The organism is Lactobacillus huangpiensis, from assembly GCF_019972815.1.
GTDB classification, from domain to species: domain Bacteria; phylum Bacillota; class Bacilli; order Lactobacillales; family Lactobacillaceae; genus Lactobacillus; species Lactobacillus huangpiensis.
The window spans coordinates 164,226-176,680 of the sequence record NZ_BPPA01000006.1 but is presented as its reverse complement, the minus strand read 5'-3'; the positions used below and the strand labels follow the sequence as shown (position 1 = coordinate 176,680).

Below are 12,455 nucleotides of genomic sequence, written 5' to 3'. Positions count from 1 at the left end.
GACAATTAATAATATAGTTTTAGAAAGCATGAATTATGGATAAAGAAGAGCAGGATAAGTTAAAAAAACAGGCTGCCGTAAAAGCTGCTGAATTAGTCAAATCAGGAATGAAACTGGGAGTAGGCACTGGTTCAACAGTAGCATTTTTAATTGATGAATTAGGCAGAAGAAAAAAAGAAGAAGGACTTGACCTTGATGCTGTGGTAACGACTTCAAGCAGAAGCAAGAAGCAAATGGAAAGCTACGGTTTTCATGTTGATGACTTGAATGCAGTAGATCAACTTGATTTGACTATCGATGGCGCAGACAGGTTAGCAGCTAACTTTGATGGTATTAAGGGCGGCGGTGGCGCTTTGACAATGGAAAAAAATGTTGCAATAAATTCTCGCAAAATAATTTGGATTGTAGACGAATCTAAAGTAGTTGAGCGTTTATGCGGCTTTGCTTTGCCTGTTGAGGTTTTACCTGTTTCGTGTGAACAAAATTTTAAACTTTTTCAATCCGAAGGCTTAAATCCGCAGTGGCGCATGTCAGGAAATGAACGCTTTGTAACTCATTATGGCAATTTTATTATCGATTTGAATATTGATCCTATTCCAGTTCCCAATGGTTTAGCTGATTATTTGGATCATACCGTAGGCGTGGTAGAACATGGGCTTTTTCTTGGGATGTGCGATGAGGCATTTATTGCACATTCTAATGGCAAGATCGAAGATCGAAAAAAGTAGCTTTTAAGTTAGCTTGAAACATAACTATGAGTGAAATAAGTCCCAAATAGTTTTCTAACTTTCGGGGCTTATTTCAATGCCAGCTCTTTTTATTTTTACAGCAACGAGTAGCTAAATTTGGTATTATTGTTTTATAACCATTTTTAAAAAGAGGATACTTATGTTAAAAAAACCATTGATAATTAGTACAGATCCCGGAATTGACGACGTTGTTGCAATTACCGTTGCCTTATTTGCCCCTGAATTTGATGTTAAATTGATAGCAGCAACTTGGGGCAACGTACCATTGAAAAATACTCTGGACAATACTTTAAAATTGGAAACATTTTTAAAAACCACTGTCCCCGTTGTAAGTGGTGCTGTCAGACCTTTACTGCGAGATCAAATCGATGCCTCAGATGTTCACGGAAAGAGTGGACTGGCTGGATTTGACTTTCCTGCGCCCAATCACAACTTATTAAAACCAGGTATAGCTGCAGAGGCAATTCATGAAGTTGTTGCTGGCAGTGCTGAAAAAGTAACGTTAATGCAAATTGGACCAGCAACAGATTTTGCGCTTTACTTTAGACAATTTCCAGAAGATTTGCCTAAAATTGAGCAACTGGTAATTATGGGTGGTGCAATTGGTCGCGGCAATTGGGGGCCTTATGCAGAATATAATGTTGCGGGCGATCCTGAAGCAGCACAGATTGTTTTTTCAAGTGGCATAAAAATTTTATTAGCACCACTCGAATTAGGACATCAAGCATATGTGACCCCAGATGTTTTGGATCAAATTAAGCAATCGGGCAGAACGGGAGATATGCTCTATCATATTATGAGCAATTTACATGATCATACTGAAACCAATGGCCGTGAAGTTTACGATGCACTGGCAGCTGGTATGTTGGTAAAGCCCGAAATGTTTGCTTTTAAGCCAGCTTATGTCATAGTAGATACCAAAAGTCCAAGTGCCTATGGTGCTTCGCTGATTGATTTTAATAACTTTTTTAATAAACCGGCAAATGTTCAAGTTGGTGTAAAAGTTGACCGAGTTCAATTTTCAGAATGGTTAGTTTCTTCCATCAGGAATATAAATAATTGAGGTAGATAATGGCAGATTTCGTTTATCGTACTGTGATGCGTGATATCAAACAAAATATTCTAGATAACAAATATGAGGGGATGCGCCTTCCAGACGAGCGTAGTCTAGCTGAACACTATCAAGTAAGTCGTTCTTCAATGAAAAGGGCGATGGAGATGCTTTCTCAACAAGGTATTGTCTTTAAAAAAAGAGGCAGCGGAACATTTATTAACCCTTTATATTTAAAAAATCAATCTTTGTTTCGTTATGAAGGGTCTAACCTAGGTTTGACTGATAGTTTGAAGGTTCCTGGTAAAAAGCAGGGAATCAAATTGCTTTCTTTTAACGTAATCAAGACTCCGAAAGGAATAGCACAAGACTTATTCCTTAAAGAAAATGACTTTGTTTATGAGTTTAAAAGGCTGCGCTTTCTAGATGAACAACCATTTTTAATAGAAACAGGCTATGTGCCTATTAAAATTGTTCCTGAGTTAAAACCTGAACACTTGAAAAAATCACTTTTTAATTACCTAGAAGATTCGCAAAATAAAGTTGTTACCAAAGCGTTTCTGAATATTACGGTTGAGCCTTCAAATGATGAAGACCAATCTCGCCTTAATTTAAAAAAGAGTGAACCAGTGGGAGTAATGGAAGGTATCTTCTTTTTGGATGATGGAACTCCATTTGAAGTTTCTACAATGCGAATTCATTATCAATATATGAAATTCAATACATTTGTTAATTTGAATAAATAGAAAAAGCAGGCTTAAGCCTGCTTTTTTGGGATACATTCTATTTAAAAAAGAAAATCAAACATTTCCAAATTGTTGCATATCCGTGATCCGTCCAGTATAAACAAAATTTAAGTTAATGTTTTTAGTTTTTTCACCTAAATCATGTAAAAGTTTTTGCTGCAAGGTTGTTAAATGCAAATGCTGAAGTGCGACACAAGCTTCAATATACAATACTAATTTACCAGTATAATCTAATGGGTGATCGTGACTGTCAAACTTACGCATTACCATACCAATAGCATCACGAATTTGCTTATATTTATTAATATTCAATTCATTATATATATTAGAGTAGAAACTCCTATAAAACTGATCTAAATCTATATAAACTTCTTCGATTAGTTGCTTTTTTTTAGAAAATAAGCTATCAAAAAAAGTTGTTCATAACCTCACTTCCTCAATATCGAAATAATTTGTGTCTTTGGTGAAAAAATTTTTTGGAAATTTTCAGATAAAGGCAAATCTGTGATTAAAACGTCAATCTTATTAAGCGGAATTGACATGTAAGGAGAAGTATTTTGACTATTAAATTTATATTTTTCTGCGATTACAACCACTTGCTTAGCTCTTGAACATGCGATCTTGATTAATTCTGAATCACTCATTTTTGCTGAATAGATACCATCGCTTCTAACATTTGATGTGCCAACAAAAGCAGTGTTAAAACTTATTTTTTGCAAAAGTTCAAGTGAATCAACAGAGTAATTAAATCTGTCTTCCTTATCTATTTTGCCTCCAAGAAGTCTTACATTAGGTAATTTAGATTGCATCAGAGCTAATGAATTATCAATTGAGTTAGTAACGATTTGCAAGTCAGTACCACAAATTAATTCACATAATTTCTTTAAAGTGGTTGATGGACCAATAAAGTCACACTGGTTAGGATGGATAAATCTTTGAGCCATTTTTGCCATTTTAGTTTTAACTGGTGAATCTATTTGACTTCTCATGAGGAAGTTGGGTACATCACTACGGTCTATCGCTACTAATCCACCATGAACACGAATTGCTTGTCCAGTTGCAGTTAAACGAACTACATCTCGTCTAGCTGTATCAAAAGAAATTTTGAAATAATCAGCTAACTTGCGAGTACTCAAATGATTTTCTTTATTAAGCATTTGCTTAATTTGTCGCAGGCGTTCTTCTTGTGTCATTTTACCTCTCCTGTGCCTAATTTAGCACTAGAATAAATATTGTTTAATCACTTTTTCAGTATTTAATTTAAAAAATAAGTATTTATCAGTATTTGAACATAAATATGCTGATCTGTAAATAAAAAATACCATAATAATAGTATTAATTATCTACTCGACAATAACTAAACACTTATTTTTTAGAAATTGGGACGAACCAATTTTCAAAATGGTTGAACTTTGACAAAAACTTGCTATAATATGTTTATCAAATGAATTTTAGCAAATATTAAAAAGGGAGAATAAAAATGGCAGTTGATTACGACTCAAAAGAATTTCTCAAAAGTGTTGATGCTCACTGGCGTGCAGCAAATTATCTATCTGTAGGTCAGCTTTTCTTAATGAGTAATCCATTATTAAAACATGATTTGAAAGCAAGTGAAGTTAAGCCTAAACCAATTGGTCACTGGGGTACTATTTCACCACAAAACTTTATTTATGCTCATTTAAATAGAGTTATCAAAAAATATGGCCTAAATATGTTCTATATTGAAGGTTCAGGTCATGGTGGTCAGGTTATGGTATCTAATTCATACCTTGATGGTTCTTATAGTGAACTTTATCCTGAAATTCAACAAGATGAAAAAGGGATGGCTAAGCTCTTTAAACGTTTCAGCTTCCCTGGCGGGTCTGCTTCACATGCTGCACCTGAAACCCCCGGTTCGATGCACGAAGGTGGAGAACTAGGTTATTCTCTTTCTCATGGCACAGGTGCAATTTTAGATAATCCTGACGTAATTGCGGCTGTTGAAATTGGTGATGGCGAGGCTGAAACAGGTCCTCTTGCAGCTAGCTGGTTTAGTGATAAGTTTATTAACCCTATCAAAGATGGGGCAGTTTTACCAATATTGCAAATTAATGGTTTCAAGATTTCAAATCCGACTATTGTTTCTAGAATGTCAGATGAAGAATTGACCAAGTATTTTGAAGGCATGGGCTGGCATCCTTATATTATTTCTGCATACAAGGGCGGCGAGTTTGATGGCTATAAAGACCACATGCAGATTCATGAAGAAATGGCTAAATTGATGGATAACGTGATTGAAGAAATTAAGGCTATTCAAAAGAATGCTCGTGAGAATAATGATGAAACTTTGCCGCATTGGCCAATGATCATTTTCCGTGTACCAAAGGGTTGGACAGGTCCAAAGAAGGATCTTGATGGTAATCCAATTGAAAACTCATTTAGGGCTCATCAGATTCCAATTCCAGTCGCTCAAAATGACATGGAACATAAAGATATGCTGGTTGATTGGCTTAAGAGTTATAAACCGGAAGAGTTATTCGATGAAAATGGCGTTCCAACTGAAATAGTCACGGCTGATAATGTTACTGGCGATAGCAGAATGGCCATGAACCCAATCACTAATGCAGGTGGGGAGAAAGCTAAGCGTCTTAGTTTGCCTGATTACCGTAAGTATGCCTTAAAATTTGATCAACCAGGTTCTATTGAAGCTGAAGACATGTCGGAATGGGCTAAATATTTGAACGAAATTGCTGAACTAAATCCAAATACTTTCCGGGGTTTTGGACCAGATGAGTCTAAGTCTAACCGCTTATTTAAGTTTATTGATGAACAAAAACGGCAATGGGAAAGCTCCGTTCATACACCTAATGATGAAAACTTGGCACCAAGTGGTCGTTTAATTGACTCTCAATTATCAGAACACCAAGCCGAAGGCTGGCTTGAGGGTTACGTTTTATCAGGTCGTCATGGTTTCTTTGCTACTTATGAGTCATTTGGTCGTGTTGTAGATTCAATGCTGACTCAACACATGAAATGGTTAAGAAAAGCTAAGGAACAATATTGGCGTAAGGATTATCCATCATTAAACTTCATTGCAACTTCAACTGTCTTCCAACAAGATCATAATGGTTATACTCACCAAGACCCAGGTGTCTTGACTCACATGTATGAAAAGAATCGTCCAGATTTAGTTCATGAGTATTTACCAGCTGATACTAATTCATTACTCGCTATTTCACAAAAAGCTTTCAGCGATCGTGAATGCATCAACATTTTGGTTACTTCAAAGCAGGAAAGACCTCAGTGGTTCTCAATTGATGAAGCAACTCGTATTGCAAACCACGGCTTATCATACATTGATTGGGCATCGACTGACCAAAATGCTAAGCCTGATGTTGTATTTGCTTCAACTGAAACGGAACCGACAATGGAATCTCTTGCTGCAATTGACATTTTGCATAAGAATTTCCCTGATCTCAAGATTCGTTATATTAACGTAATTGACGTTATGAAATTGATGAATACTAAGGATAACCCAGAAGCAATTTCTGATGAAGAATTTGCTGAATTATTCCCAAGCGATGTGCCAGTAATCTTTGCATGGCATGGCTATAAGGCAATGATGCAATCCATTTGGTTTGGTCGCAAGCGTGGCAATGTTCATATTCATTGTTATGAAGAAGAAGGAGATATTACTACACCGTTTGATATGAGGGTGGTTAACGAACTTGATAGATTCCATTTAGCAAAGGATGCCATTTTAAGTGTTCCTCGTTACGCTGAAAAGAGTGCTGGCTTTGTGGCAGAAATGGACAGATTGCTTGCAAAACACCACCAATACATTCGTGATAATGGTAAAGATATGCCTGAAGTTACTGAATGGAAATGGACAGGTTTCAAGTAAATATTGTTAGTTAAAAACATAGTTTCTTAATAAGAGAAGCTATGTTTTTGCTTTTTATTCGGTTAATTTAATTAGCCTTATTCTTGTTAAAAACAATAATTTTATTTATAATAAGAATCATCATAAGGGAGTAACAGCAATTACTTGCGATAAGCCCAACACCCGAAGAAATACTTCTGGACTTATCTTAAATAGTGAGACTTGTGTGTGTTGTACATATAAGTCTCTTTTTTGTTATTAGGAGGTAACAATGCCCCAGAATTTTTACAATCAAAAGATTGAAGATGTAGCTCAAGAGTTAGAAACATCATCAAGTCAAGGATTAAGCGTAAACCAAATAGAAGAATTGCGTACAAAATATGGCTCTAATAGTTTGACGAGCAAAAAGAAAATCAGCATTTGGCAACGTTTTTTAGCCCAGTTTAAGGATTTTATGATTATTGTTTTGATAGTTGCAGCGTTGCTTTCAGGCTTTGTAGCTCAAGAATGGACAGATGCGGCAATAATCATGATTGTGGTCATTTTGAACGCAGTATTAGGCGTTTTTCAAGAAACACGTTCTGAGGAGGCAATTAATGCTTTAAAGAAAATGGCTACTCCTAACGCCCATGTACGTCGTGATGGCCAAATTGCAGAAATACCAAGTACGGAATTAGTACCTGGGGATGTTGTGTTACTTGAAGCGGGTGATGTTGTACCGGCAGATTTGCGTTTGACTCTTACCAAAAGTCTCAAAATTGAAGAATCAGCTTTAACCGGCGAGTCGGTTCCGGTTGACAAAACTAGTGAACCTATTAATGAAGAAAAAGTAGCACTAGCAGATCAAGATAATATGGCATTTGCTAATACTAATGTTACTTACGGTCGCGGTGAAGGCATTGTCACTGAAACAGGTATGAATACTGAAGTCGGAAAGATTGCGACAATGCTTAACAACACTGATGAAACGGATACGCCATTAAAGCGTAATCTAAATCAGCTTGGTAAAACGCTAACTATTATGATTCTGCTGATCTGTGCTGTAGTCTTTGTTGTAGGCTTTTTTACTAAAAAGGGAACAGAACCTACAGATAAATTAGCAATTGATATGTTCTTGGTGGCAGTTTCACTTGCTGTTGCTGCAATACCGGAGGGTTTGCCTGCAATTGTAACCATTATTTTGGCTCTTGGTACTCAGGTAATGGCTAAGCACAATTCGATTGTGCGTAAGTTGCCAGCAGTGGAAACTTTAGGAGCTACAGATATTATCTGCTCTGATAAAACAGGTACATTAACTCAAAATAAAATGACAGTTGAACAGGTTTATTATGATAACCAGGTTCATAATTCTTCCAATAGAATCAGTACTGATAATCATGCTTTAATGGCAATGGTTTTAGCTAATGATTCAAAACTTGACGATAATAATCAATTGTTGGGTGATCCAACTGAAACTGCATTGGTTCAGTATGCGCTTGATCAAAAAATTGATGTGCATAATTTGCTTGCAAATCATCAGAGACTCCAGGAAGTTCCGTTTGATTCCGGTCGTAAATTAATGAGTACTATTAATGAGAACAATGGACAATATTTTGTAGCAGTTAAAGGAGCTCCAGATCAACTGCTTAAAAGAGTAACGCGGATTGAACTTGATGGTAAAGTCAGTGAGATCACTGAGAAGCAAAAAGATGAAATTATGCTTTCAAATCAAAATATGGCTAAAAATGCGTTGAGAGTTTTGGGGTTAGCCTATAAACCAGTTGAACAATTATATGATGATCCTACAACTGATAATGTTGAGCAGGACTTGATTTTTGCTGGCTTGGTGGGGATGATAGACCCAGAGCGTCCTGAAGCAAAAGAGGCTATTAAAGAAGCTCACAGTGCCGGTATTAGAACAGTTATGATTACAGGTGACTTTCAAGTCACTGCTCAGGCAATTGCAGAAAGACTGGGCATTTTGAAGCCTGGCCAAGATGAGCGGGTAGTTACCGGTGCACAGCTGGATGAATTTAGTGATGAATATCTGGAAAAGCATGTAGCTGATTTTGATGTTTATGCCAGGGTTTCTCCAGAACACAAAGTTCGTATCGTTAAGGCCTGGCAAGCCCAAGGCAAAATTGTGGCTATGACAGGGGACGGAGTTAACGACGCACCTAGTTTAAAGCAAGCTGATATTGGAATTGGTATGGGCATCACTGGTACAGAAGTGTCAAAAGGTGCCAGTGATATGGTTTTAGCAGACGACAACTTTGCAACTATTGTTGAAGCAGTTAAACAAGGACGCAAGGTCTTTAGCAATATTCAAAAAGCCATTCTTTACCTCATGAGTTGTAATGTCGGGGAAGTTTTAACAGTATTTATGATGACCATGCTGGGTTGGGATATTTTAGCTCCAGTACAATTGCTGTGGATTAACTTGGTGACAGATACTTTACCAGCTATTGCCTTGGGACTTGAACCAGTTGAAAAAGGTATTATGAAGCGTACGCCTCGGGGTAAGAAATCAAACTTCTTTAGCGGTGGCGTTGCCAGCTCAATTGTTTACCAAGGAATACTCGAAGGTGTCATTGTTTTAACTACTTATCAACTAGGCTTAAACTTTGGCCCTCACAGGGGTAATGCCAATCTGCAACACGCTGATGCTCTGACAATGGCCTTTCTTACATTAGGACTTATTCAACTATTTCATGCTTTTAATTCTAAGTATATTCATCAATCAATTTTTTCTAAGAGGACATTTGCTAATAAGTGGTTTAATTGGGCAATCTTGATTTCAGCTATTGTCATGGCAGCAGTTGAATTACCATTTATGACAAAGTTCTTTGATGTCACGGAATTAAATTCAACACAATGGTTAATAGTTTTGGGAGCTGGAATTTGTATGATTTTAATAGTAGAAATTGTGAAGGGATTTCAGCGTCTCTCCGGTAAAAAATAAAAAAGTGAAACGAACACTTTTTCGATAGAGATCTAAAGTCGTTTATAAGTTACAAAGACCAATAAGTCATTTAAAAGATGATTTATTGGTCTTTTATTTTATGCAAGATTATTTCTTTCGCTTAATTAAATAGTAGTTCTGCTATTTTTGATAAATATTGAGCATCAATTTGATCAAATCTGTCAAAGTCATTGCTGTCAAGGTCAAGAACAGCGACAAGTTTTTTATTGTGGATAATGGGAACAACGATTTCTGAATTGGTATTGGCATCGCAGGCAATATGACCTCTAAACTTATGAACATCCGGAACAATTTGAGTTTGACCGGTTTGTGCAGCTGCGCCGCAGACACCCTTTCCTAACTGAATATGCATGCAGGCGACCGGTCCTTGAAAGGGTCCTAAAATAAGCTCTTGCTCTTGAAAGCGATAAAATCCGGCATAACTTACTTTGGGTAACCCATTAAAAAGCAGTGCACTAATGTTACTCATGTTGGCAATTAAATCGTTTTCGCCTTGCAGAAGACTGCCGGCTTGTTTTAAAAGTAATTTATAATTTCTTTCTTTATCCATAAGTTTTCTCCTTAGTTAGAGTGTATGCTAGTCGAACTATTTTTGAAAGAAAAAAATGCAAATAAGAGTATATTTTTCACAGATAATTTTAATTATAAATGGCAATTTCTGACAATAAATTGTCATTAATGAACATACAAAAAGGCTTTTTATTATTGTACTTTCCTGTCATAGCGCCAACTAAATGACTTCAAAGCCAATGTGAATTAAACAGATCTTTCTATAAATTTTTATTAAAAACACTGTATTACTTTTAAAATTCTTAACGGTTATAGTAAAATAGATTCTACAACTTATTATTTCATGCATTGATTATGAAAGGGGCGATGACAATGTCGATGATAGAGTTCCATGACGTGCAAAAATTTTATGGCCATTTTCATGCACTGCACGACATTAATTTAGAGATTGATGAAGGTGAAACGGTGGTTCTGATTGGACCATCTGGTTCAGGTAAAAGTACTTTAGTACGGACCGTAAATGGTCTTGAGTCAATCCAGAAAGGTAAGTTAGTAGTTAACGGTCACGATCTTTCAGATCCAAAGACAAACCTCAACATCTTACGTAGTGATGTTGGGATGGTTTTCCAGCATTTTAATTTGTATAAGAATAAAGATGTATTGGAAAATATTATGCTGGCTCCCAGAATAGTAAGTCACATGCCTGAAGAAGAAAATAAAAAACAGGCATTAGATTTACTTGATATGGTTGGGCTACGCAAATGGGCACATAATATGCCTTCACAAATTTCCGGTGGTCAAAAACAGCGTGTTGCTATTGCCAGAACGCTGGCAATGAGACCAAAACTTATTTTATATGATGAACCAACATCTGCTCTTGATCCGGAAATGATTGATGATGTTTTACAAGTTATGAAGAAGGTTACCAATGAAAGTGGTATGACTTCATTAATTGTTACTCACGAAATGGGCTTTGCTAAAGAGGTAGCAAATAGAGTTATCTTTATGGATCAAGGCCGAATTGTTGAGGATGATGATAGCGAGAGCTTCTTTAAGCAGCCTAAGACGGAGCGGGCACAACAATTTTTGAGTAAAATTATTTCTCACTAAGGAGGCCAATTATGAAAAAGAAATTTTGGCTACTTCCTTTATTAGCATGTATTTTAATGCTAACCGGTTGTGGTAAAAGTCTTAGTGACCAATCTGTTTTAAATAATGCCAAGAAATCAAATACTATTGTTTGGGGCGTTAAAGGTGATGTTAAACTTTTTGGCTTAATTGATGTAAAGGACGGCCAACAAAAGGGTTTTGATGTTGATATGGCAAAGCATATTACAAAGCATATATTAGGACCTCAAGGGAAAGCTGAGTTTGTTACAACAACATCTCAGTCCAGAATTCCACTTTTAAAGAATGGAAATGTCGATGCCGTTATAGCCACGATGTCAATCACGCCAGAGCGTAAAAAGATTATTTCTTTTTCAAAGTCATACTTTGATGCTGGTCAGTCACTTTTAGTTCCTAAAGATTCTTCAATCAAGAGTACAAAAGATCTTAATGGTAAGACAGTTATCGGTGTTGTAGGCGCAAACTCAGTCGATAACATTAAAAAGGTGGCACCAAGAGCAAAAGTAATTGAGTTGCAAGACTATGCTCAGGCAATGAACGCTTTAAAATCACATCAGGGGGATGCATTAACTACTGATAACGGAATTTTGTTTGGGTTAGCAGTTCAAAATCCGGGCTACGAAGTTCGTGGCGGCACTTTTACTGTTGAACCATACGGTGTTGCGGTTAATAAGGGACAAACCTCATTTACTGAAGCTGTAGACAAGGCAGTTCTTGAGATGCAGCATAATGGTGAATATAATCGCTTAATTAAAAAGTGGTTTGGCGATGTTCCAGGATTTAAGTATAAGGAGCTGTATCGCCGATGATTAATATTTTTTCAAAATTCAGCAGCCAGCTGTTTGTTGGCTTGGGCTGGACAATACTATCTAGTGTAATTGCTTTATTTTTCAGTTTAATAATTGGAACGATATTTGCAATTATGGAAGTTGTTCCAAGTAAAGTAATGCGTGTAATTGGACATGCTTATGTGGAAATAATGCGTAACATTCCTTTGCTTGTAATCACTATGTTTTTCTATCTGGTAATTCCGATTTACGTTGTCAAAATAAACGGTTTTACTGCTGGTACAATCGGGTTAACCTTATATACTTCTGCTTTTATTGCCGAGACAATTCGTTCAGGAATTCAATCTGTTTCTGGCGGTCAAATGGAAGGTGCAAGATCAACTGGTATGACCTACTGGCAGGCAATGCGTTATATAATTTTGCCTCAAGCATTCAAGATAGTAATACCACCTTTAGGCAACCAGTTTGTTAACTTGGTCAAAAACTCTTCAGTTCTAGCCTTTGTGGCAGGATTTGATTTAATGTATCAAGCAAATTCAATTGCTTCAGCAACTTTTGACACTATTAACAGTTATTTGGTTGTAGGTGTTCTATATTTGATCGTTACATTGCCGATTAGTTATTATATGCGACACCTGGAAAAGAAATTAGGTTAAAGG

11 protein-coding genes are annotated in these 12,455 nt (G+C 36.5%); 8 read left to right on the top strand and 3 right to left on the bottom strand.

The genetic code is table 11. The annotated features are described in order from the left end of the window. The first annotated feature begins 35 nt into the window (after positions 1-35). The 3 genes from rpiA (at position 36) to LDM90_RS06305 (ending at position 2,546) form a co-directional block, all read left to right on the top strand. The gene (rpiA, locus tag LDM90_RS06315; RefSeq protein WP_223896799.1) at positions 36-728 is read left to right on the top strand and encodes a ribose-5-phosphate isomerase RpiA; all 693 of its coding nucleotides are present in this window, start codon (positions 36-38) and stop codon (positions 726-728) included. 160 nt (positions 729-888) lie between these two features. After that, entirely contained in the window at positions 889-1,812 is a 924-nt protein-coding gene (locus tag LDM90_RS06310) for a nucleoside hydrolase (RefSeq protein ID WP_198213239.1), read from the top strand. Between the two features lie 8 nt (positions 1,813-1,820). Continuing rightward, a complete protein-coding gene (locus LDM90_RS06305; RefSeq protein ID WP_223896800.1) occupies positions 1,821-2,546 on the top strand; it encodes a GntR family transcriptional regulator in 726 nt (241 codons plus the stop codon). Between the two features lie 54 nt (positions 2,547-2,600). On the opposite strand, the gene LDM90_RS06300 is transcribed toward LDM90_RS06305, so the two are convergent. Both LDM90_RS06300 and LDM90_RS06295 read right to left on the bottom strand, forming a co-directional pair. Then, a complete protein-coding gene (locus tag LDM90_RS06300) occupies positions 2,601-2,924 on the bottom strand; it encodes a bacteriocin immunity protein (protein WP_223896902.1) in 324 nt (107 codons plus the stop codon). Positions 2,925-2,974: 50 nt separating this feature from the next. Next, positions 2,975-3,739, bottom strand: coding sequence for a DeoR/GlpR family DNA-binding transcription regulator (locus LDM90_RS06295; RefSeq protein ID WP_223896801.1), 765 nt, complete (start codon positions 3,737-3,739; stop codon positions 2,975-2,977). Positions 3,740-4,026: 287 nt separating this feature from the next. On the opposite strand from LDM90_RS06295, the gene LDM90_RS06290 reads away from it, so the two are divergent. Then, positions 4,027-6,429, top strand: coding sequence for a phosphoketolase family protein (locus tag LDM90_RS06290; protein WP_223896802.1), 2,403 nt, complete (start codon positions 4,027-4,029; stop codon positions 6,427-6,429). A 250-nt stretch (positions 6,430-6,679) separates the two neighbouring features. After that, positions 6,680-9,349 (top strand): calcium-translocating P-type ATPase, PMCA-type, encoded by a 2,670-nt coding sequence (locus LDM90_RS06285; RefSeq protein ID WP_223896803.1) that lies wholly within the window; start codon positions 6,680-6,682, stop codon positions 9,347-9,349. Positions 9,350-9,470: 121 nt separating this feature from the next. Here the strand turns inward: LDM90_RS06285 and msrC are convergent, their stop codons facing one another. Further along, positions 9,471-9,920: a free L-methionine (R)-S-oxide reductase MsrC gene (gene msrC / locus LDM90_RS06280; protein WP_223896804.1), complete on the bottom strand. Its 450-nt coding sequence runs from the start codon at positions 9,918-9,920 to the stop codon at positions 9,471-9,473. 332 nt (positions 9,921-10,252) lie between these two features. On the opposite strand from msrC, the gene LDM90_RS06275 reads away from it, so the two are divergent. From LDM90_RS06275 to LDM90_RS06265, 3 genes are read left to right on the top strand one after another with little or no spacing between them, the layout of a single operon-like run. Then, the gene (locus LDM90_RS06275; RefSeq protein ID WP_034977167.1) at positions 10,253-10,990 is read left to right on the top strand and encodes an amino acid ABC transporter ATP-binding protein; all 738 of its coding nucleotides are present in this window, start codon (positions 10,253-10,255) and stop codon (positions 10,988-10,990) included. Positions 10,991-11,001: 11 nt separating this feature from the next. Next, positions 11,002-11,817 (top strand): glutamate ABC transporter substrate-binding protein, encoded by an 816-nt coding sequence (locus LDM90_RS06270; protein WP_223896805.1) that lies wholly within the window; start codon positions 11,002-11,004, stop codon positions 11,815-11,817. Beyond that, positions 11,814-12,452: an amino acid ABC transporter permease gene (locus LDM90_RS06265; protein WP_034977173.1), complete on the top strand. Its 639-nt coding sequence runs from the start codon at positions 11,814-11,816 to the stop codon at positions 12,450-12,452. Before LDM90_RS06270 ends, LDM90_RS06265 begins: the two co-directional genes overlap by 4 nt. The last annotated feature ends 3 nt before the right edge of the window (positions 12,453-12,455 follow it).